Below are 22,268 nucleotides of genomic sequence, written 5' to 3'. Positions count from 1 at the left end.
CCGATGCGCACGGTTTCGGAAAACAAGTGCTTCGGCGGGGTGCAGGGCGTCTACAGCCACACGTCCGAGGTCACCGGCACGGAGATGACCTTCGGCCTGTTCCTGCCGGCCGAGGCCGAAACGCGCCCGGTGCCGGTGCTGTGGTATCTGTCGGGGCTGACCTGCACGCATGAGAACGCGATGGTGAAGGCCGGGGCGCAGCGCTATGCGGCCGAGGCGGGCATCGCGCTTGTCTTCCCCGACACCTCGCCGCGCGGCCCGGGTGTGGCGAATGACGAGGCCTATGACCTGGGTCAGGGCGCGGGGTTCTACGTGAACGCGACCGAGGCGCCCTGGGCCGAGCATTACCGGATGTGGGATTACGTCGCCGAGGAGCTGCCTCGCGTCATCACGGCCACCTTCGACATCGACGAGGAACGCCAGGGCATCACCGGCCACTCGATGGGCGGGCATGGCGCGCTCACGCTCGCCATGGGGCTGCCGGGGCGCTTCCGCTCGGTCTCGGCCTTCGCGCCGATCGCCCAGCCCACGCGCAGCGACTGGGGCCGCAAGCAGCTGACGGCCTATCTTGGCGCGGATGAAGCCACATGGCTCGCGCATGACGCCACCCATCTGATGCGCGAGACGGGGTTCGACGGCGAGGTGCTGATCGACCAGGGCGGTTCGGATCAGTTCCTCGACCTGCTGCGCCCCGAGGCGCTGGCTCAGGCGATGGCCGCACGCCGCCAGCCCGGCGCCTTCCGCATGCAGGCGGGCTATGACCACAGCTATTTCTTCGTCGCGACCTTCATCCCCGATCACCTCGCCTTCCATGCCGCGGCGCTGACGCGGTGATCTGGGTCGATGCCGATGCCTGCCCGGTGAAGGCCGAGGCCGAGCGCGTGGCGACGCGCGCCGGGGTGCCGATTGCCTTCGTCTCGAATGGCGGGCTGCGGCCCTCGGCCAATCCGCTTGTCACCATGGTCTATGTCGCCGAAGGACCGGACGAGGCCGACAAGCACATCGCCGAACGTGCGGGGCCGGGCGATGTGGTGATCACCAACGACATTCCGCTGGCCGCGAAATGCGTGGCGGCGGGGGCGCGGGTGTTGCGCCCCGACGGCTCGGCCCTGACCGAGCGCAACATCGGCGAGGTGCTGGCGATGCGCGACCTGATGTCCGACCTGCGTTCGGCCGATCCGTTCCGGCAAGGCGGCGGGCGGCCGTTTTCAAAGGCCGACCGGGCAGAATTCCTGCAGGCGCTGGAACGGGCGGTGCAGGCGGCAAAGAGGGAAACCCATGGTTGACGCAGTGATCTTCGACATCGGCAATGTGCTGATCGAATGGCAGCCCGAGCGGCATTACGACACGCTGATGCCGCGCGCCGACCGCGAAGCGATGTTCGCCGAGGTCGACCTGCACGGGATGAACGACATCATCGACCGCGGCGGTCCGTTCCGCGAGACGATCTATGACCGGGCCAAGCGCTATCCGCGCTGGTCGCACTGGATCCGGCTGTGGCATGACGACTGGATCCAGATGGCGACGCCCGAAATCCCGCACTCGGTGCGGCTGATGAAGGCCTTGCGGGCGAAGGGCGTGCCGGTGTTCTCGCTGACCAATTTCGGCATCGCCTCGTTCGACTACGCCACCGGCTTCTATCCGTTCCTGCGCGATTTCGACCGCGCCTATGTCTCGGGCCACATGGGGGTGACGAAGCCCGACCCGAAGATCTACGAGATGGTCGAGGCGGACAGCGGCCTGTCGGGCGCGCAGATCCTGTTCACCGACGACCGCGCCGACAACATCGCCACCGCGCACATCCGCGGCTGGAAGACGCATCTCTTCGAGGGGCCCGAGGGCTGGGCGACCCGCCTTGTCGCCGAGGGCCTGCTGAGCGAGACCGAGGCGGCCTGACCGCCGCCGGCCTCCCGCCCCCCGGGCTTTTCCTGGCAAAAATACTCCCGCCGGAGGCGCCTTCCCGCGCCCCGCTCAGGCCCGTTTCGCCACGGCAACGCCCAGCAGCTCGAGCACCTTCGCCTCGATCTCGGGCGCGTTCATGCCGGCGCTGCGATACATGTCCTCGGGGCTCGCATGGTCGATGAAGGTGTCGGGCAGCACCATCGAGCGGAAGCGGAAACCGCGGTCGAAGACCCCGTTCTCGGCCAGGAACTGCGCGACATGGCTGCCGAAACCGCCGATCGCGCCTTCCTCGATGGTGAGGATCGCCTCGTGCTCGGCCACCAGCCGCAGGATCAGCTCGGTGTCGAGCGGCTTGACGAAGCGGGCATCGGCCACGGTCGGGGCCAGCCCGCGCGCCGCCAGCGCCTCGCGCGCCTTCAGCACCTCTGCGAGCCGCGTGCCATAGCTCAGGATCGCGACGCGCGCGCCCTCGGCCACGATCCGGCCCTTGCCGATCTCGAGCGGCACGCCCGCCTCGGGCATCTCCACCCCCATGCCCTCGCCGCGCGGATAGCGGAAGGCGATCGGCCCCTCGTCATGCACGGCGGCGGTGGCGACCATGTGGACAAGCTCGGCCTCGTCGGCCGCGGCCATCACCACCATCCCGGGCAGCGAGGACATGAAGCCGATGTCGAAGCTGCCGGCATGGGTCGCGCCATCGGCGCCGACGAGCCCGGCGCGGTCGATGGCAAAGCGCACCGGCAGGCGCTGCACGGCGACGTCATGCACGATCTGGTCATAGCCGCGCTGCAGGAAGGTCGAGTAGATCGCGCAGAAAGGCTTCATCCCCGCCGCGGCCAGCCCGGCCGAGAAGGTCACTGCGTGCTGCTCGGCGATGCCGACGTCGAAGCAGCGGCGCGGGAAGCGTTCGGCGAACAGGTTCAGCCCGGTGCCCTCGGGCATCGCGGCGGTCACCGCGACGATCTTCTCGTCACGCGCGGCTTCCTTCACCAGACTCTCGGCGAAGACCTTGGTATAGTTCGGCGCGTTCGAGGGCGCCTTGACCTGCACCCCGGTCGCCACGTCGAAGCGGTTCGTCGCATGGCCGCCGTCGGGGCGGCTTTCGGCCGGGGCATAGCCCTTGCCCTTCTTCGTCAGCACATGGATCAGCACCGGCCCCGTCGCCCGCGCCTTCAGCATCCGCAGCAGCGGCAGCAGCGCGTCGAGGTCATGGCCGTCGACCGGGCCGACATAGGTGAAGCCGAGCGCCTCGAACAGCGTGCCGCCGACGGCCATGCCCTTGAGCATTTCCTTCGCCCGGCGCGCGCCTTCCTGCAGCGGCTCGGGCAGCAGGCTGACCGCCCCCTTCGCCACCGCCTTCAGGTCCTGCATCGGGCCCTCGGCGTAAAGCCGGGTCAGATAGGCCGAAAGCGCGCCGACCGGCGGGGCAATCGACATCTCGTTGTCGTTCAGCACCACGAAGAGCCGCTTGCCGAGGTGGCCGGCGTGGTTCATCGCCTCGAAGGCCATGCCGCCGGTCATCGCGCCATCGCCGATCACCGCGATCGCATCGCCCGTCGCCGCGCCGAGCTCGCGCGCCGCGGCAAAGCCCACGGCGGCCGAGATCGAGGTCGAGCTGTGCCCGGCCCCGAACGGGTCATAGGGGCTTTCCGAGCGCTTGGTGAAGCCCGAAAGCCCGCCCTTCGTGCGCAGCGTGCGGATGCGGTCGCGCCGGCCGGTCAGGATCTTGTGCGGATAGCACTGATGGCCGACGTCCCAGATGATCTTGTCGCGCGGCGCGTCGAAAACGGCATGCAGCGCCACCGTCAGTTCGACGACGCCGAGCCCCGCGCCCAGATGCCCGCCGGTGACCGACACTGCCGAGATCGTCTCGGCGCGCAGCTCGTCGGCCAGCTTCTTCAGCTCGCGGTCGTTCAGCGCCTTGAGATCGGAGGGCAGCCGCACACGGTCGAGGATCGGGGTCTTCGGGGTCTCGCTCATCGGCACTCCCGTTTCATCTGTCGCGCGAGATAACGAAGCGCGCCGTTTCCCGCAAGGTTTCGGCCCTTTCGCCGTAAGGCGCAAGGGCGGCTTCGGCCGCGGTCGCCAGCGCCGCGGCACGCGCCTTCGCGCCCTCGAGGCCGAGCAGCGAGACGAAGGTCGCCTTGCCCGCCTCGGCATCCTTGTGCAGCCGCTTGCCCGCCGCCTCTTCCGAGCCCTCGACATCGAGGATGTCGTCGGCGATCTGGAAGGCAAGGCCAAGCGCCTGCGCATAGGCCGCCAGCGGCGCCCGGTCGGTGCCGGCGAGGATCGCCCCCGCCTCGGCGGCAAAGGAGATCAGCGCGCCGGTCTTGCCGGCCTGCAGCCGGGTGATCTCGGCAAGCGTCAGGGCCACCGGTGCGGTCTCGGCCGCGATGTCGAGCATCTGGCCATGCACCATCCCGGCCGCGCCCGAGGCCTGCGCGAGCGCCGCGACCAGCGCGATGCGCCGCTCGGCCGGACCAAGCACTGGCTCGGCGCAAAGCTCGAAGGCAAGGGTCTGCAGCGCGTCGCCCGCAAGGATCGCCGTCGCCTCGTCCCATTTGCGGTGCACCGTGGGCTGGCCGCGGCGCAGGTCGTCGTCATCCATCGCCGGCAGGTCGTCATGCACGAGGCTGTAGGCATGCAGCGCCTCGACCGCCGCCGCCGCGGGCATCGCCTGCGCCGCGGGAATGCCGAAGAGCGCCGCCGATTCGAGCACGAGGAAGGCGCGCAGCCGCTTGCCGCCCTGCGCGGCATAGCCCATCGCGTCGCGCAGCGGCCCCTCGGGCAGCCGTGTCAGCGCCTGCGCCAGCGCCGCGCCAACGGCCTGCTGCGCCGCATGAAGACGGGTGTCGAACATCACAGGCCTTCGACCGGCACCGTGCCCGTGGGTGCGCCATCGGCGCCGAGGGTGATCTTCTCGACCCGCTCCTCGGCCTCCTTCAGCAGCGCCGCACAGCGCGTCTTCAGCGCCGCGCCGCGCTCGTAGAGCCGGATCGAGGCATCGAGCGGCACTTCGCCCCGCTCGAGCTGCCCGACGACGGTCTCGAGTTCCTTCATCGCCTGTTCGAAGCTCATCGCCGCAATGTCGGCATCGGTCGCGGTCATCGCATACTCCCTTGCTTGCGGCCCGGGATGCCACGGACGGGGCCGGTTTTCCAGCCAAACCATGCGCCCGGCGGCAGAAACGCGCCAAATAGAAAGGGCCGCATGCCTCCGGCAGCGGCCCCCGAGATCTACGGAGATGGTCCGGTTAGGGTCTGGATCAGATCCTCCGTCCCAGCCAGGGTTCTTGCCCTTGGGGTTGCCCTCAGGCCTCGGCCCCCCTGACTGTCCCGACACCTCTCTCCAATATCACTCTAGACACTGGACCACCTCCTTTCATGCGTTGCCGATAAGGAAAGGGTGGCACAGATCTGGTGTATGGCAAGTCAAATTACGCAAGTCTTGGCGTTTTGCGCCATGTAAATGCCCGAAAAGGCGCCAGAGCGATCACGGCAAGTGCAATTTTTACACACCAGTCGGCGCAGGCGAGCGAGATCCACAGCGGCACCATCGGTCCGATGCTCAGCAGCGGCAGCATCTCGTTTGCCCAGGACACGTCGTTGCCCGGTTCGAGCCAGGCGAGCTGCAGCGAGAAGGCGGTGGTGAAGAAGATTGCGGTGTCGAGGCTCGCGCCGATCAGGGTGGAGACCAGCGGCGCCTTCCACCAGCGGTCGCGGCGCAGCGCGTTGAACACCGTCACGTCGGTCAGCTGCGCCGCGAGGAAGGCCGCGCCCGAGCCGAGCGCCACGCGGAAGCTGACGAGCGGACCGAACTCGCCGATGATCTGCGAGCCGATGAGCGAGCACAGGATGCCGACGACGAAGCCCGCCACGACCACGCCGCGCGCCGCGCGCGGGCCCTGCAGGCGGTTCGTCACGTCGGTGACGAGGAAGGCGAAGGGATAGGTGAAGGCGCCCCAGGTCAGCCATTGGCCGAACAGGTATTGCACCAGGATGTTGGAGGCCACCACGATGGTGGCCATGGCGAGAACGCCGGGCAGATAACGTTTCATGGTTCACCGTTTTTACATGGTCGCGGAGACATGGCCCGGCCGTGCCGGACAAGGGGCGCCGATACGCCCGTGCCGGGCTTCGGTCAAGGGCGATCAGGGCCGCAGGCGGTATTCGACGATCTCGGTGCGCTGAAAGAAGCGGAAATTGTCGTCCGAGATCATCGTCAGGCGAATCGCGCCCTGCGCGTCGCGCCAGGCCGACAGCCCCTCGAGGTTGTCATGGGTGCCGGCCGCGGTCTGCACCAGCACGTCGCCGCCGCTGATCGTGTCGCCCTTGATGTCGAAGACCCGGACCCGGGTGAGGAAGCCCAGAAAGCCCCAGAAGTCGCGCTCGAGCAGGTAGAACCGCCCGTCAGGGCCGAAATCGGCATCGACCGGCAACCAGCTGCCATCGCGCGGAATCGCGAAGGGCTGATCCCAGGCGCCGTTGCGATAGCGCCAGACCGGGAAGGGCAGCTCGAGACTGCCCGAGCGCTCGGGCAGGGTGTAAAGCGTGCCCGCGGCATCGATCGCCAGCGTTTCGAGCGAGGAGTTGCGCTGGAAATGCTTGAACGCCTCGGGCCGCGGCAGGCGTTCGGCCGGGCCGTCGTCGGTGGGGTAATGGGCGACCCGCGCCACCCCCTCGAAGGAGATGTAGACGCTGCCATCGGGCGCCTCGGCCAGCCCCTCGGAATCGCCCGTCACCGTGTCGAGCGGCTTGCCCGCGCTGTCGTGCAGAACGACCGGGCCGCTGGTCGAAACACCAAGGATGCGGCCGGTGGCGTCGCGGCTGATCCGCCCGCGCCAGATCGTGGCGCGGTCCGACTGGGTGACGAAATCGCGCCCGTCGGGGCCCAGCTCGATGCCGGAAAAGCCGCCGAAGGCGGGGTTCGCCACCGTCCAGACCCAGCTTTGCAGATATTCCGCGCGCGGCGCCTGTGTGCCGGCGGCGCTTCCCGCCCCGCCGCCCAGGCCCAGCACCAGCCCGACGAGGGCGCCGGTCAGCGCGAGGCGAGGACGGTGCGGCATTCGGCGGGCAGATCCGACAGGACATAGGTCTTCGCCGTCTTCGGCGCAGGGCCCGGGTTTGCGGGACGCTTCGGCGGGTGGCGCAGCTCGTCGAGATAGGTGGTCACCCACCAGTTCAGCGTCTCGTCACAGCCATCGCCGCCCTTCGACAGCTCGTCGACGGTGGGGCTTTGCACCTGGCACAGGGGCGAGCCGGGCGGGCATTTCAGCCGCACGTGGAAATGCTCGTTATGGCCATAGATCGGGCGGATCTTCTGCAGCCAGGCGCGGTCGCCCCTCGGCGCGGCATTGCACATCGCGATCTTCGCGGCGGCGGCGACGAACACCCGGTCCACCCGCGGATCGGCGGCGGCGGCCCGCAGCAGCGCCATATGCGCCGGCGTCCAGTTGCCGTTCACCCGGGTCTGGTCCTCGGTGCGGATCGAGATCGACGAGATCTTCTCGCGGTCGGCGCGGCTGAGATTCAGCCGGCTGGCGGGCAGCATCCAGATATCGGCATCAAGCCCGATCTGATGGCTGGCATGGCCGCCGGTCATCGGGCCACCGCGCGGCTGGCTGATGTCGCCGATATAGAGCCCGTTCCAGCCCGGCAAGGTGGCGGCATAGCGCGACAGGTCCTGAAGATAGGAGATCATCTCAGGCTGGCCGTAATAGCGGTTGCGGCTGAGCCGCATCGCCTGCCAGGTCGGCCCGGTTTCGGGCAGCGCGACCAGCCCCGCGGCACAGCCGCGCGAGTAAAAGCCGATCGGCGTCGGCGCGCCCGCGGTTGGCGCCGTCTTCGCGCCGAAGAGTTGGCGCGCCAGCGGCTCGGCCGAGACGGGCGCGGCCGCACCGGCGATCACGATGGCGATCACGGTGGCGACGAGGGCGGCAACACGAGCGGCGGCGCGGCAAATCACTTGCGTTCTCCGTAAGGGTTCACCCATCTCAACAGGACCATGCCGATCAGGAAGAGGCTGATCAAAGGTATGGAAATGCCGATCCGTTGTGAACCGGTAATCGTCGTGGCTATGGCAATCGTGAACGGCGCGATGAAGGCGGTCGCCTTGCCCGAAAGCGCATAGAGACCGAAGGCCTCGGTCGCGCGCTCCTGCGTGGTATGATAGACCATCATCGTCCGGCTGGAGGCCTGCAGCGTGCCCCCCGCCGCACCGATCAGGATACCGCAGACGTAAAAGATATCGTCGGGCAGCGCCGATCCGGGGGCGAAGGCCAGGCCATAAAAGGCCTCCCGCGACATCCCCGCGATGACCAGGCAGACCGCGATCAGCACCACCATCGCCAGCTCGATCACCGGCTTCGGTCCGCGCGCACTGTCCATCTTGCCGCCCAGCCACGAGAACAGCGCGCCCGAGATCGCGCCGACGATGCCGAAGACGCCGATCTTGGTCACCGTCCAGCCCAGCACCCCCGAGGCATAGACCCCGCCGAACCCGTAAAGCGCATTCAGCGCGTCGCGATAGAACATCGAGCTGAGCAGATGCGCGGCCAGGCTTTCGCGGGCGCGCAGCGACCGGATCAGCGCCCACAGATCGGCCATCGCGCCGGTCAGGCTGAAGCGACGCGCCGGGCCCCGTGCCTCGCGCACCCAGGCGAAGAAGGGGATCATGAAGATCACGTACCAGATCGCGGTCAGCGGCCCCACCGCGCGGGTGCCCTCGCGCAGGGCGGGGTCCAGGCCGAAGGGCGGGCTGAGGCCGATCAGCGTCTTGCCGGTCTGGCCGCTCTCGCCGAAAAGCAGGAGCATGATGATGAGCGAGATGATCCCGCCGACATAGCCGAAGGCAAAGCCCGACCCCGAGACCTTGCCCATGTCCTCGTCCCCGGCGAGGTCGGGCATCAGCGAATTGGTGAAGATCGTGGCGAATTCCATCCCGATCAGGCCGATCCCGAACCAGAGCATCGCCATCATCAGGTCGGGCTGATCGGGCGCCAGATACCACAGCATCCACGAGCCGATCACATAGAAGCCCGAAAACAGCCAGATCCAGACCATGCGCCGGCCGGTGCCATCGGCGATCGCGCCGAGGATCGGCGCAAGAAGCGCGATGATCACGCCCGAGGCGGTCTGCCCCCAGCCCCAATAGGCCTGCGCCGCCGCCGCCGCCGCATCATGGCCGAGCCCGTCCGCCATGAAATGCGCGCGGGCGACCTCGGCGAAATAGGGGCCAAAGACGAAGGTCAGCAACAGGGTGTTGTAGGGCTGGCTGGCCCAGTCGAAGAACCACCAGCCCCAGATCCGCTTGCGCGTGGTGATCATGCCCGCCCCCCTGCGTTGCGGGCCCACGTCGCCCGTGGCGCGATCAAGCCGCAAATCGCGCCGCGGCGCAAGCCGCCGCGCCGGACGGGCTCAGAGCGCGGGGGGCCAGGGGCGTTCGTGATCGGCAGCGATCCAGTGCTGCACCCAGGCCGGCAGTTCGGGGCTTGGCGCCGCCTGCCCCATCGCCGCGACCACCGTGTCGGGCGGCACGATCCCGGCCTTCGAGGTGACGGCGGCACGGATCAGGATGTGGTTGCAGCACTCGCCGTCGCGATACATCCCCTGCTCCATATAGACGAAGCGCTGGTCCCAGCCGATGCAGCGGGTGCGCATCTCGAAGCGCTGAAACATGGTGATGCGCTTGCGATAGCGGGTGGTGTTGCCGGCGACGACGATGCCCCAGCGGTTCGCCAGCAGCGTCCGGTTCAGCCCCGAGCGGCTGGCAAGCTGGATCCGGCCAAGGTCGAACAGGGTCAGGATCCGGCCGTTGTTCAGGTCCTTCCACGGGTCGATGTCCCAGGGCCAGGCGACATGCGTGCTGACCACCGGATCGAGAATGCCAAGCGGTGCGCCCCGCCCGACCAGCAGGGCCTTGCCCATGCGAATGACTGGATACATCTGCGTCTCCCTTTCCCGATCGGTGCCGCAGCGCGGCGCAACGGTCAACGGCTACGTGGCGGCAGATGCGCCCTTGCGGTTGCAAGCGGCCCCGCGCTGCCTTACCTCTGACCCGGCACCACCCGGAGGTTTCGCATGGTCACGCTGTTTCAGGCACTCAACCTGATCCTGAACGTCATCTGGTTCGTGATGATCGCCCATATCATCATGAGCTGGCTGATCAACTTCCAGGTGCTGAACCTGCGCCAGCCGCTGGTGGCCCAGCTCTGGTACGGGCTGAACAACCTGCTCGAGCCGGTCTATGGCCGGATCCGGCGCTTCCTGCCGATGACCCCGGGGCTCGATCTGGCGCCGCTGGTGGCCTTCGTCGTGCTGATTATCCTGCAACGCGCGCTGATCAACAACGCGGGCTTCTTCTACAGCTACTGAGATGCCCGCACCGGCCCTGCCCACGCCGGAGGAGGCGCTTGCCTCCGTCTTCGGCTTCCGCGCCTTCCGGCCGGGGCAGGAAGAGATCGTGCGTGCCGTGCTGGCCGGGCGCGACACCCTGGCGATCATGCCCACCGGCGGCGGCAAGTCGCTGTGCTATCAGCTGCCGGCGCTGTGCCTGCCCGGGCTGACGGTGGTGATCTCGCCGCTGATCGCGCTGATGCGCGACCAGGTGCGTTCGCTGCGCGAGGCGGGGGTGGAGGCCGGCGCGCTGACCTCTGGCAACACCGAGGACGAGACCGAGGCGGTGTTCCAGGCGATCGACGCGGGGCGGCTGAAGCTTCTGTACATGGCGCCCGAGCGGCTTGCCGCAGGCGCCACCACGGCGCTTTTGCGCCGCGCCGGCACGCAGATGATCGCGGTCGACGAGGCGCATTGCGTCAGCGCCTGGGGCCACGACTTCCGCCCCGATTACCTGCGCATCGGCGAGCTGAAGCGGGCGCTGAACGTGCCGCTTGCGGCCTTCACCGCCACCGCCGACGAGGAGACCCGCGCCGAGATCGTCGCACGGTTGTTCGAGGGCCGCGCACCCGAGACCTTCCTGCGCGGTTTCGACCGGCCGAACATCCACCTCGCCTTTGCGCCGAAGGACAGCCCGCGCAAGCAGATCCTCGACTATGCCGCAGCCCGGCGCGGCCAGTCGGGCATCGTCTACTGTGCCTCGCGCGCCCGCACCGAAAGCCTGGCGCAGGCGCTGCGCGAGGCCGGCCACCCGGCCTGCCACTATCACGGCGGCATGGAGGCCGAGGACCGGCGCGAGGTCGAGGCGCGGTTCCAGCGCGAGGACGGGCTGATCGTGGTGGCGACGGTCGCCTTCGGCATGGGCATCGACAAGCCCGATATCCGCTGGGTGGCGCACGCCGACCTGCCGAAGTCGATCGAGGGCTATTATCAGGAGATCGGCCGCGCCGGCCGCGACGGCGCCCCGGCCGAGACGCTCACCCTCTACGGCCCCGACGACATCCGCCTGCGCCGCACCCAGATCGACGAGGGTCTCGCGCCGCCCGACCGCAAGGCCGCCGACCATGCCCGGCTGAACGCGCTTCTGGGCCTGGCCGAGGCGACGGGCTGCCGCCGGCAGCGGCTGCTCGCCTATTTCGGCGAGGACTCGCAGCCCTGCGGCAATTGCGACCTGTGCGAGCATCCGCCTGAACTCTTTGACGCCACCGACGCGGTGCGCAAGGCGCTGTCGGCGGCGCTGCGCACCGGCGAGAGCTATGGCGCGGGCCACCTGATCGAGATCCTTCTTGGCAACAGCAACGACCGCATCCGCGCCCGCGGCCACGACGCGCTGCCCACCTTCGGCGTCGGCCGCGAGCTGAGCCGGCCGCAATGGCAGGCGGTGTTCCGGCAGATGATGGGCCACGACCTCGTGCGCCCCGACGCCGAGCGCCACGGCGGGCTGGTGATGACCGAACGCGCCCGGCCGATCCTGCGCGGCGAGGAGCGGATCACCCTGCGCCACGACCTGGTGCGGCGCGCCCAGGCGAAACCGGTGGCGAAGGCGCTGGTTTCGGACGAGGACGCGCCCCTGCTCTCGGCGCTGAAGGCGAAGCGGCGGGCGCTGTCCGAAGCCGCGGGCCTGCCCGCCTACATGATCTTCCCCGACCGCACCCTGATCGAGATGGCCGAAAGCCGGCCCGCCACGCTCGACGCGATGGCGCGGGTGAACGGGGTCGGCGCGAAGAAGCTCGAAAGCTATGGCGCGGCCTTCCTCGAGGTGATCGCCGGCGCCGGCGCTGCGCCGCTGCACCCGTCGCGGATGAAACTTGCCGGGCGCGACGAGGGCGCGCTTTTCGACCGGCTGGCCGAGGCGCAGCTTGCCCTCGTGCGCGGCGAGGATGGCCACGACCGCTATCTCAGCTGCACCCATTCCACCTTGCGCCGCATTGCCGAGACGAAACCGCGCAGCCGCGACGAGCTTTCCCGCATCGCCGGCCTTGGCGAAGCAAAGATCGACCGCTTCGCCGACACCTTCCTTGCCCTCGTCGAGGAATTTCGCTGATTACCCTGCCGCGGGCGGCTGCAACGGCCGGGTGTCCGGCGGCTGATATGCCTGCATCTGCTCGAGGATCGCGCTTTTCTTCAGCGGTTTCGTCAGATAGGCGTCGAGCCCCGCCGCGAACATCGAGGCGCTGTCGCCCGTCATCGCATGGGCGGTGAGGGCGCAGATCGGCACATGCCGCCCCACCGGCTCCTCGGCGCGGATCAGCCGCGTCGCCTCGCGCCCGTCCATCTCGGGCATCGAGATGTCCATGAAGATCAGGTCGGGCCGGAAGCGGCGCCAGACCTCGACCGCCTCGCGCCCGTTCGTGGCAAAGCGCAGCTCGATGTCGAGATCCTTCACCATCTTGCCGAAGACGAGCTGATTGGTGCGGTTGTCCTCGACCGACAGCACGCGCATCCGCCGCGCCCCCGCGTCCTCCGCGCCGGTCGTGGCGACGGCCGTCGCCGCCGGCTCGGGCGGCGCCCGGCCCGACAGCTTCTGCAGCATGTGGAACAGCTCCGCACGCAGCACCGGCTTTTCCAGCCAGTCGATGCCGCGGCAATCGGCCTGCGCCGCACGGAACGCCTCGGCATCCGAGGTCAGCAGCAGGATCGGCGTGTCGATGCCACGCTCGCGCAACCGCCGGATCAGCTCGACCCCGTCGATATCGGGCATGCGGTGATCGGTCAGCACGATGTCGAACGCAATGCCCTCGTCGAAGGCCCGCAAGGCCTCGGCGCCGGTGCGGCACAGCGTCACCTCGAGCCCGTAGGTCTGCAGCTGCCGTTCGAGGATCATCCGGTTGACCAGGCTATCGTCGATCACCAGCGCCGCGCGCAGCGTGATCGGCTGCGTCGGCCCTGCCCCCTCGACCGGGTCCCCGGGTTCGGCGCGCGGCACGGTGAAGCGCACGCCGAAGCAGGAGCCACGGCCAAGCTCGCTTTCCACCCAGACCGTGCCGCCCATCAGCCGCACCAGCTCGCGGGTGATGGCAAGGCCGAGCCCGGTGCCCTCGAACCGGCGATTGGTGGCGGTGTCCACCTGGTTGAACTCGCCGAAGATGTGCTCGATGTTCTCGGGCGCGATACCGATGCCGGTGTCCTCGACGGTGAGATGCAGGTCATACTCGCCATCCGCCCGCTCGAGCCCCACGACGCGGATCAGCACATGGCCGGTCGCGGTGAACTTGACCGCGTTGCCGATCAGGTTGGTCAGGATCTGCCGCACCCGGCCCGGATCGGCGCGGAAGCGCGTCGGCAGGAACAGATCGTAATCGACGAGGAGCCCGATCCCCTTTTCCTTCGCCGAGGGCTGCAGCAGCATCATGATCTCGTGGATGCAGCGCTCGAGGTCGAAGACCTCGGGGAAAAGTTTCAGCCGCTCCGCCTCGATCTTCGAGAAATCGAGCACATCGTTGATGATCGTCAGGAGCGCCTCGCCCGAGGAGCGGATGGTCTCGGCATAAAGCCGCTGTTCGTCGCTCAGATCGCTGTCGACCAGCAGCTCGGCCATGCCGACGACACCGTTCATCGGGGTGCGCAGCTCGTGGCCCATGTTGGCGAGAAAGGCCGATTTCGCCCGGCTCGCGGTTTCGGCCCGCTGCCGCGCGGTTTCGAGCTCGGCCTCGCGGGCGATGGTGCGGGTGATGTCCTGCACCACGCAGACCAGATCGCCGCCCTCGCCCCACCGGTCGATCAGCTTCAGATGATGGCCACGATGGGTGCGCACGATCATCGGCGTGATGCGCTCGCGGCGCACCCGCGCCACCATCTCGTGATGCCAGTCGAGCGGATCGCGCCCCTCCAGATCGATCATGTGATGCGTCGCCACGACCTTCACCACGGCCTCGTAGGCGACACCGGCGGCCAGCGCGACCTCGCCGCGGAAGAACGACAGATAAGCCCGGTTCGCCACGACAAGCCGCAGATCGCGGTCGAAGACGGCAAAGCCATCCTCGATCGTCTCGACCGCATCCCACAGCCGGCGCTGCGCGATCAGCGCGACCGAGGTGGCGCGTTCCAGATCGCCGCGCACCCGGCTGTTCTCGCCCTTCAGCGATTCCGCCTCGGTCAGGGCGCGCTGCAGCCCGTGGCGCTGCTGCACGATCTGCTCGGACAGCGTGCGCGCATGCAGCGCGAGCGTCTCGTTCGCCGCGAACAGCTCGCGTTTCTTCTGTTCCAGCAAGCGTTCCGCTACCAGCCGCGCCCGTCGCTCCTGTGCCAGTCTGTCCGCCAAGCTCGCCGTCATGCCCGGCCTGTCCCGTTCCGATTCGCGTTCTGCAACAGGCTCGCAGCGGCGCGTGAATTTAGCCTTAACCGACCCCGGAGCGGTTGATCCCGCCGCTGCCGCATGAGACGATCGCGCCATCGCCGAGGAGTATTTTCATGCGTGTGCCGTCTTTCCTGATTCCCGTTCTTGCTACCGTCCTGACCCTTGCCGCCGCCCCCGCCGGCGCCCAGGAACGGGGGCTGATTCCGGAACGGCGGCTGTCCATCGCCGAGGGCATGGACCTGAGCGGCAGCGACCTGGCGCAGATCTTCGACACCACGCTCGAGGGCTGCGAGGCGGCCTGCCTCGCCCGCGCCGACTGCGAGGCGGTCACCTTCAACGCGCGCAACAATTCCTGCTTCCCGAAGGCCGGCATCACCGGCATGACGCCCTATCAGGGCGCCTTCTCGGGCGTTGTCGTGGCCACGGCGGCGACGGCCGAGACCCGGGCAAAGACCCGCGCCGCCGATCTCGGCTTCCTCACCGATGGCAGCCTCGAGGCGGCGCTCGATCAGGCCCGCGGCATGGGGCGCGCGCATCTGACGAATTTCGCCCGGCCCGAAGACCTGACGCAGGCGCTGTCGGCGGCCCGCGCGCAGGGCGACGTGACCCGCGAAATCGCGCTCGAGGGCGCGCTGATCGTGCTGACCGATGCCTCCGATCTGTGGACCGACTACGCCGCGCTGCAGCTGCGCCGGCCGCAGGGGCCGGATACCGGCACCGCGGTCACCGCCGCGGTGAACGGCTATCTGCGCGCGCCGACCCCGGCGCAGCAGGCCGAGGCGCTGAGCACGCTTGCGCAGGCGCTCGAGGCCGATGGCCGCACCCGCGAGATGGTCGCGGCGCTGCGCCTTGCCACCGAGCTGTCGCCGCGCCAGGACATCGCCGCCGCGCTCGATGACGCGGTGGCGAAATACGGTTTCCGGATCACCGAGCATCAGGTCGAGGCCGACAGCGCCGCGCCGCGGATCTGTGCGGTGTTCTCCGACGATCTCGCCCGCTCGGGCGTCGATTACGCGAGCTTCGTGCAGCTGCCGAAGGCCGGGCTCTCGGTCGAGGCCGAGGCGAACCAGCTTTGCGTCGCCGGGCTCGTGCATGGCGAACGTTACGCGCTGACCTTCCGCAAGGGGCTGCCCTCGGCCACCAAGGAGACGCTGGCGAAGGATGTGACGATCACCGCCTATGTCCGCGACCGCGGCCCCGCCGTCACCTTCCCGGGCCGCGCCTATATCCTGCCGAAGGGCGAGGATTCGGGCCTGCCGGTGCAGACGGTGAACACCGAGCATCTCGCGCTGAAGCTGCTGCGGGTGTCCGACCGCAACCTCGTGGCCTCGATGCAGCGCGACTATTTCGCCCGCTCGCTCGACCAGTGGGACGCCGGCAACCTCGAGGATGCGCTGGCCGAGACGGTCTGGACCGGCACCGCCGATGTCGGCATGGAGGTGAACCGCGACGTCACCACGCGCCTGCCGGTGCAGGAGGTGACGGGCCCGCTCGGCCCCGGGGTCTATGTGCTGAGCGCCTCGATCCCCGGCGCCGATCCCTATGAACACCCGCCGGCGACGCAATGGTTCGTGATCTCGGACCTCGGCCTGACCAGCTTCTCGGGCACCGACGGGCTGACGGTGGCGGTGCGCGGCCTGTCCGATGCGAAGGCGGTGGCCGGGGCCACGGTGACGCTGGTGTCGCGCGCGAATGCGGTGATCGGCACCACCACCACCGATGCCGAGGGCGTCGCGCATTTCGACCCGGCGCTTGCCGCCGGCGCGGGCAATGCCGCCCCGGCGCTGGTCTCGGTGGCGCAGGGCGAGGACATGGCGTTCCTGTCGCTCACCGATGCCGAGTTCGACCTGTCCGACCGCGGTGTCGAGGGCATGCCCCCCGCCCCGCCGATCGACGTGTTCCTCGCCACCGACCGCGGCGCCTATCGCGCCGGCGAGACGGTGCAGGCGACGATGCTGGCGCGCGACGCCGGTGCCGCGGCGCTGCCCGGCGTGCCGCTGACCGCGGTGCTGATGCGCCCCGACGGGGTCGAATATTCCCGCACCCTTGCGCAGGAGGCGGGCGATGGCGGCGCCACCGCGGCGCTGCCGATCGGCGCACAGGCGCCGCGCGGCACCTGGCGGCTCGACATCTTCGCCGACCCGAAGGCCGCGCCGCTTGCCACCACGAAGTTCCTCGTCGAGGATTTCCTGCCCGAGCGCATCGACTTTGCGCTGACCCTGCCCGAGGGCATTCTCTCGGGCGGCGATCTGCCGGCGATCGGCATTGCCGCGCGCTATCTCTTCGGCGCGCCGGGCGGCGGGCTCGGCTTCGAGGGCGATCTGCGCCTTGCCGCGGCGGGCAGCCTGCCGGGCTTCGACGGCTACAGCTTCGGCCGCTACGACACCCCCTTCGAACCGCGCTATGACAGCCTCGAGGCCGGCGAGACCGACGCCGAGGGCGCGGGCGAGATTCAGGCGGCCCTTCCCGATGTCGGGGCCGAGGCCGCCCGCCCGCTCGAGGCGCGCTTCACCGTGCGGCTGCGCGAGGGCTCGGGCCGGCCGGTCGAACGCAGCATCTCGCGCATCGTCATGCCGGCGCTGCCGGTGATCGGCATCCGTCCGGGCTTTGACGGCGCGGTGGCCGAAGGGGCCGAGGCACGCTTCCGCCTGATCGCGCTTGGCCCCGATGCGAAACCCGTCGCGCTGCCGCTGCACTGGACGCTGAACCGCGTCGAGACCCGCTATCAGTGGTATGCGATGGACGGGCAATGGAACTGGGAGCCGATCACCCACCGCACCCGCGTGGCCGAGGGCGACGCGACCCCCGGCACCGCGCCGGCCGAGATCGCCGCGAAGACCGACTGGGGCGAATACGAGCTGGTGGTCGAGGCCGGTCATGGTGACAGCTACACCTCGGCCTCGATGCGCTTCGATGCCGGCTGGTATGCGCCCGCCGACGTGATGGCGAGCCCCGACCGGCTGGAACTCGCGCTCGACAAGCCGGCCTATGCGACCGGCGACACGGCGCGGCTGCGCCTCGTGGCGCCGGCGCCGGGGGTGGCGCTGGTGTCGGTGCTGTCGAACCGGCTCATCGCGCTGAAATCGGTGCCGGTGAAGGCCGGCGAGAACCGGATCGAGCTGCCGGTGACCGACGAATGGGGGGCGGGCGCCTATGTCACCGCCTCGGTGATCCGGCCCCTGGCCGAGGACGCGCCTGCGCGCGCGCCGATGCGGGCGATGGGGCTGAGCTATGCGCAGGTCGACCCCGGCCCGCGCGCGCTGGCGGCAAGCTTCGACGTGCCCGCCGCCTCGGACCCGCGCGCGCCGCTTGCCGTCGCGCTGAAGGTCGAGGGCGCGCGGCCCGGCGAGACGGTGCACGCCACCATCGCCGCGACCGACCTTGGCATCCTCAACCTCACCGGCTTCAAGGCCCCCGATCCGCAGGCGCATTACTTCGGCCAGCGCCGGTTGGGTGTCGGGCTGCGCGACGTCTATGGCCGGCTGATCGACGGCCGCGCCGGCACCGAGGGCGTGCTGCGCTCGGGTGGCGATGCGGGGCGCGAGATGTCGCTGCAGGCCCCGCCTCCGACCGAAGAGCTGGTCGCCTATTTCTCCGGCCCGCTGACGGTGGGCGAGGATGGCATGATCCGCACCAGCTTCGACATGCCCGCCTTCAACGGCACCGTGCGGCTGAGCGCCATCGCCTGGTCGAAGACCGGCGTCGGGCAGGCCTCAGCCGATGTGCTGGTGCGTGACCCGGTGGTGGTGACGGCCTCGCTGCCGCGTTTCCTCGCGCCGGGCGACCACTCGCGGCTGCTCCTCGAGATCGTCCATGCCACCGGCCCCTCGGGGCGGATGGGGCTTGATGTCAGCGCCGCCGGCGTGACGCTGGGCGAGCGGCCCTCGGGCGTCGATCTGGCCGATCTCGGCAAGGCCGAGGTCGAGATCCCGCTCACCGCCCCCGCGGCCGAGGGCGTGCAGCAGATCCGCGTGGCGCTGACCACGCCCGACGGCAAGCTCCTCGAAAAGGTGCTGACCGTGCCGGTCGAGCGCAACGACCCGCAGGTGGCGCATGAATCGCGCTTCGAGCTGGCGGCGGGCAAGACCTTCACCTTCGACGCGAATGTCTTTGCCGGCATGGTGCCGGGCACGGCGCGGGCAACGCTTGCGGCCGGGCCGATCGCGCGGTTCAACACGCCCGCGCTGCTCGCCGCACTCGACGCCTACCCCTATGGCTGCACCGAGCAGATCACCTCGAAGGCGATGCCGCTGCTCTATCTGAGCACGGTGGCCGAGAAGATGCGGCTGGTGACGCCTGCCGATCTGGATGACCGGATCAACACCGCGATCCGCAAGGTGCTGACGAACCAGGACGCCTCGGGCGCCTTCGGGCTGTGGTCGCCGGAATCGGGCGACGGCTGGCTCGATGCCTATGTCACCGACTTCCTCAGCCGGGCGAAGGCCACGGGCCATGCGGTGCCTGACACCGCCTTCCGCAACGCGCTCGACAACCTGCGCAATCAGGTGAACTACGCGTCCGATTTCGACCGCGACTCGAATGGCGGCGGGCAGGCGCTGGCCTATGCGCTGATGGTGCTGGCACGCGAGGGGGCAGCGGCGGTGGGCGACCTGCGCTATTATGCCGACGTCAAGGGCGACGATTTCGCGACGCCGCTTGCCGCGGCGCAGCTCGGCGCGGCACTCGCCTCCTATGGCGATCAGGGCCGGGCCGATGCGATGTTCGCGCGCGCCGGGCGGATGCTGGGCGCGAAAGCGGCCGAAACCGGCTGGCGCGACGATTACGGCACCGGGCTGCGCGACACCGCGGCGGTGCTGGCGCTGGCCGCGCAGGCGGGATCGAACGCGGTCAACCTCGAAAGCACGGGCAAGGCGCTGGCCTCGCGGCTGGCCGCGGTGCCGCTCTCGACGCAGGAGGCGGCCTGGACGCTGATGGCGGCGAGTGCGCTCATCGACCGGCCCGACGCCGGCGGGCTGACGATCGACGGCGCGCCGGTCAAAGGGCCGCTCGTCGAGGTGATTGACGCCGAGACCGCCGGCCGCGCGATTGCCGTGGCGAACCCCGGCGACAAAGCACAGACCCTGACGCTGACCACCTTCGGCGTGCCCGAGGTGCCCGAACCCGCCGGCGGCAAGGGCTGGTCGATCTCGCGCAGCTGGTACACGCTCGAGGGCGAGCCGGCCGATCCCGGCACGGTGAAGCAGGGCACCCGCCTTGTCGCGGTGCTGGAGATCAGCCCGCTCGGCCAGCAGGATGCGCGGCTGATGGTCGACGACCCGCTGCCCGCGGGCTTCGAGATCGACAACCCGAACCTGATCCGCGGCGGCGACATCGCCGCGCTCGACTGGCTCGAGGTCGCCGAGGACACCCGGATGACCGAGTTCCGGCAGGACCGCTTCCTTGCCGCGATCGACGCGCATGGCGACCGGCCGTTCCGGCTGGCCTATATCGTGCGCGCCGTCAGCCCGGGCCGCTTCCACCTGCCCGCGGCCTCGGTCGCCGATATGTATCGCCCCGAGATGCGTGCGCAAAGCGACACGGGCGAGGTGGTGATCGAGTGAGGGCGGGCGCGCTTGCCGCGCTCGCGCTCGGCCTCGCACTGGTGGCGGGGGGGCGCGATGCGCTCGACGGCTGGGTGGCGGCAACCGCGCTGCCGCCGCTGACCGTCGCCACTGGGACCGAGGTCCTGGCCCGCGACGGCACGCTGTTGCGCGCCTTTCCGGTCGCCGATGGCCGCTGGCGGCTCGCGCCCGGGCCGGTCGACGAGGGCTTCATTGCCGATCTTCTGGCCTATGAGGACGGGCGTTTTTACGACCACGCCGGCATCGACCCGGTGGCGGTGCTGCGCGCGGGGGCGCAGGCGCTGGCGGCAGGCCATGTCGTCTCGGGCGCCTCGACGCTGACGATGCAGGTGGCGCGGCTGCTGGAGGAAGGGCCGACCGGCACGGCGGCGGGCAAGATCCGCCAGGCGCGGGTGGCGCTTGCGCTCGAGCGCCGGCTCAGCAAGGCGCAGATCCTCGACCTTTACCTGCGGCTCGCGCCCTATGGCGGCAACCTCGAAGGCGTGCGGGCGGCAAGCCTTGCCTGGTTCGGCAAGGAGCCGCGGCGGCTGACGCCGGCCGAGGCGGCGCTGCTCATTGCCCTGCCGCAATCGCCCGAGGCGCGCCGGCCCGACCGCGATCCGCAGGCCGCGCAGGCGGCGCGCGACCGGGTGCTGACCCGCCTTGCCGCCGCGGGTGCCCTGAGCGCGGACAGCGCCCGCGCCGCGATGCGCGAGCCGGTGCCCACCCGCCGGCGCGACTTTCCCGCACTCGCGCCGCATCTGACGGCGCGGCTTGCCGCCGCGGCGGCCCCCGGCGCACGGATCGAGACGACGATCGACGCCGGATTGCAGCGCGCGGCCGAGCGGCTCGCCCGGCGCGCCGTCGCGGGCATGGCGGGGCAGGTCTCGGCGGCGATGGTGCTGGCCGATCACCGCAGCGGCGAGATCCTCGCCGAGGTCGGCGGCGCCGACTGGGCCGACACCGCGCGGGCGGGCTTCGTCGATCTGACCCAGGCGCCGCGCTCGCCCGGCTCGACGCTGAAGCCCTTCATCTATGCGCTGGCCTTCGACGACGGGCTCGCCCATCCCGAGACGCTGATCGAGGACCGCCCCGTCGCCTTCGGCACCTGGCATCCGCAGAACTTCGACCGCGCCTTTCGCGGCACGGTGAGCGTGCGCCAGGCGCTGACGCTGTCGCTCAACATCCCGGTGGTCAGCCTGACCGAGGCGCTCGGCCCCGAGCGGCTGCTGGCCACGCTGCGCCGCACCGGGGCGCGGGTTGCGCTGCCGGGGGCGGGGGCGCCGGGGCTTGCGGTGTCGCTTGGCGGGCTCGGCATCAGCCTCGAGGATCTGGTGCAGGCCTATGCGGCGCTTGCCCGGATGGGGCGGCCGGTCAGCCTGTCGGCGCTGGCGGGCCGGGCGCATCCGCGCGAGGGGCAGCTCTTCGGCGCCGTCGCGGCCTGGCAGGTAGCCGACATCCTGTCGCGGATCGCGCCGCCGCCGGGGGGCACGCCGAACCGCATCGCCTACAAGACCGGCACCTCCTATGGCCACCGCGACGCGCTGGCGGTGGGCTTCGACGGGCGCCATGTCGCGGGGGTCTGGCTCGGTCGCGCCGATGGCACGCCGGTGCCCGGTGCCTTCGGCGGCGAGATCGCGGCGCCGGTGCTGTTCGAGCTCTTCGACCGGATCGGGGCGGAACGCGCGCCGCTGCCACCGCCACCGCCTGCAACGCTGATCTTGCCGAATGCGCGGCTGCCGCAGCCGCTGCAGCGCTTCCGCCCGCGCGACGCGGCCTTTGCCGAGGCGCCCCCCGGCGGGCCCGAACTGACCTTCCCGCCCGATGGCGCGCAGGTCGAGGTGCCAGAGGGCGGGTTGACGGTGAAGCTGCGCGGTGGTGTGCCGCCCTTCACCTGGCTCGCGAATGGCGCGCCGGTGATGGTGGGGACGCGGGCGCGGGAAAGCCTGCTTTCCCTGCCCGCCGCCGGGTTCGTGACGCTGACGGTTCTCGACGCCGAGGGCCGTTCGGCCAGTGCCCAGGTGCGGCTGAGCTTCTAGGTGTCGGATCCCGGCATCTGCCGGATCGGCGTCAGGATGAGACGATCCGGTTCCGAGGCAGCCCGGCGCACCGGAT

General features: G+C 70.0%; 16 protein-coding genes. 7 read left to right on the top strand and 9 right to left on the bottom strand.

Annotated features, from left to right (window positions below; translation table 11 throughout):
- The first annotated feature begins 3 nt into the window (after positions 1 to 3).
- From fghA to EOW66_RS08445, 3 genes are read left to right on the top strand one after another with little or no spacing between them, the layout of a single operon-like run.
- Positions 4 to 834 carry an S-formylglutathione hydrolase gene (fghA, locus tag EOW66_RS08455; RefSeq protein WP_128155967.1) on the top strand — a complete coding sequence of 277 codons (831 nt, stop codon included), beginning with the start codon at positions 4 to 6 and terminating at the stop codon, positions 832 to 834.
- Entirely contained in the window at positions 831 to 1,286 is a 456-nt protein-coding gene (locus EOW66_RS08450; RefSeq protein ID WP_128155966.1) for a YaiI/YqxD family protein, read from the top strand. Before fghA ends, EOW66_RS08450 begins: the two co-directional genes overlap by 4 nt.
- Entirely contained in the window at positions 1,279 to 1,896 is a 618-nt protein-coding gene (locus tag EOW66_RS08445) for an HAD family hydrolase (RefSeq protein ID WP_128155965.1), read from the top strand. The genes EOW66_RS08450 and EOW66_RS08445 overlap by 8 nt, the downstream gene beginning before the upstream one ends.
- 75 nt (positions 1,897 to 1,971) lie before the next feature.
- Here EOW66_RS08445 and dxs read toward each other — a convergent pair whose 3' ends face one another.
- From dxs to EOW66_RS08405, 8 genes are all read right to left on the bottom strand, one after another.
- Positions 1,972 to 3,882, bottom strand: coding sequence for a 1-deoxy-D-xylulose-5-phosphate synthase (gene dxs / locus EOW66_RS08440; RefSeq protein ID WP_128155964.1), 1,911 nt, complete (start codon positions 3,880 to 3,882; stop codon positions 1,972 to 1,974).
- Positions 3,883 to 3,895: 13 nt separating this feature from the next.
- On the bottom strand, positions 3,896 to 4,762 hold the full coding sequence (locus tag EOW66_RS08435; protein ID WP_128155963.1) for a polyprenyl synthetase family protein: 867 nt from the start codon (positions 4,760 to 4,762) through the stop codon (positions 3,896 to 3,898).
- Complete coding sequence (locus tag EOW66_RS08430) at positions 4,762 to 5,010, bottom strand: exodeoxyribonuclease VII small subunit (protein WP_113898474.1); 249 nt, start codon at positions 5,008 to 5,010, stop codon at positions 4,762 to 4,764. Before EOW66_RS08430 ends, EOW66_RS08435 begins: the two co-directional genes overlap by 1 nt.
- A gap of 328 nt (positions 5,011 to 5,338) precedes the next feature.
- A complete protein-coding gene (locus tag EOW66_RS08425) occupies positions 5,339 to 5,959 on the bottom strand; it encodes a queuosine precursor transporter (protein ID WP_128155962.1) in 621 nt (206 codons plus the stop codon).
- A 93-nt stretch (positions 5,960 to 6,052) separates the two neighbouring features.
- Positions 6,053 to 6,967, bottom strand: a complete 915-nt coding sequence (locus tag EOW66_RS08420) for an esterase-like activity of phytase family protein (protein ID WP_128155961.1) — start codon at positions 6,965 to 6,967, stop codon at positions 6,053 to 6,055.
- On the bottom strand, positions 6,940 to 7,866 hold the full coding sequence (gene mepA, locus EOW66_RS08415; protein ID WP_380711104.1) for a penicillin-insensitive murein endopeptidase: 927 nt from the start codon (positions 7,864 to 7,866) through the stop codon (positions 6,940 to 6,942). The genes EOW66_RS08420 and mepA overlap by 28 nt, the downstream gene beginning before the upstream one ends.
- A complete protein-coding gene (locus tag EOW66_RS08410; protein WP_128155959.1) occupies positions 7,863 to 9,227 on the bottom strand; it encodes an MFS transporter in 1,365 nt (454 codons plus the stop codon). Before EOW66_RS08410 ends, mepA begins: the two co-directional genes overlap by 4 nt.
- 90 nt (positions 9,228 to 9,317) lie before the next feature.
- Positions 9,318 to 9,845: an acyl-CoA thioesterase gene (locus EOW66_RS08405; RefSeq protein ID WP_128155958.1), complete on the bottom strand. Its 528-nt coding sequence runs from the start codon at positions 9,843 to 9,845 to the stop codon at positions 9,318 to 9,320.
- Between the two features lie 135 nt (positions 9,846 to 9,980).
- Here EOW66_RS08405 and EOW66_RS08400 point away from each other — a divergent pair, with 135 nt between their 5' ends.
- Together EOW66_RS08400 and recQ are read left to right on the top strand one after the other, a co-directional pair.
- Positions 9,981 to 10,274 (top strand): YggT family protein, encoded by a 294-nt coding sequence (locus EOW66_RS08400; RefSeq protein ID WP_128155957.1) that lies wholly within the window; start codon positions 9,981 to 9,983, stop codon positions 10,272 to 10,274.
- Between the two features lies 1 nt (position 10,275).
- The gene (gene recQ, locus EOW66_RS08395; RefSeq protein WP_380711103.1) at positions 10,276 to 12,339 is read left to right on the top strand and encodes a DNA helicase RecQ; all 2,064 of its coding nucleotides are present in this window, start codon (positions 10,276 to 10,278) and stop codon (positions 12,337 to 12,339) included.
- Here recQ and EOW66_RS08390 read toward each other — a convergent pair whose 3' ends face one another.
- Positions 12,340 to 14,556: a response regulator gene (locus EOW66_RS08390; protein WP_338054845.1), complete on the bottom strand. Its 2,217-nt coding sequence runs from the start codon at positions 14,554 to 14,556 to the stop codon at positions 12,340 to 12,342.
- A 149-nt stretch (positions 14,557 to 14,705) separates the two neighbouring features.
- Here EOW66_RS08390 and EOW66_RS08385 point away from each other — a divergent pair, with 149 nt between their 5' ends.
- Together EOW66_RS08385 and pbpC are read left to right on the top strand one after the other, a co-directional pair.
- Positions 14,706 to 20,153 (top strand): alpha-2-macroglobulin family protein, encoded by a 5,448-nt coding sequence (locus tag EOW66_RS08385; protein ID WP_128155955.1) that lies wholly within the window; start codon positions 14,706 to 14,708, stop codon positions 20,151 to 20,153.
- Positions 20,150 to 22,192 (top strand): penicillin-binding protein 1C, encoded by a 2,043-nt coding sequence (gene pbpC, locus EOW66_RS08380; RefSeq protein WP_164881070.1) that lies wholly within the window; start codon positions 20,150 to 20,152, stop codon positions 22,190 to 22,192. The genes EOW66_RS08385 and pbpC overlap by 4 nt, the downstream gene beginning before the upstream one ends.
- Positions 22,193 to 22,268: the final 76 nt, after the last annotated feature.

This window comes from Paenirhodobacter huangdaonensis, from assembly GCF_004022465.1.
GTDB classification, from domain to species: Bacteria; Pseudomonadota; Alphaproteobacteria; order Rhodobacterales; family Rhodobacteraceae; genus Rhodobacter; species Rhodobacter huangdaonensis.
The sequence above is the reverse complement of the archived record's forward strand: the minus strand, read 5'-3'. Positions and strand labels throughout refer to the sequence as shown.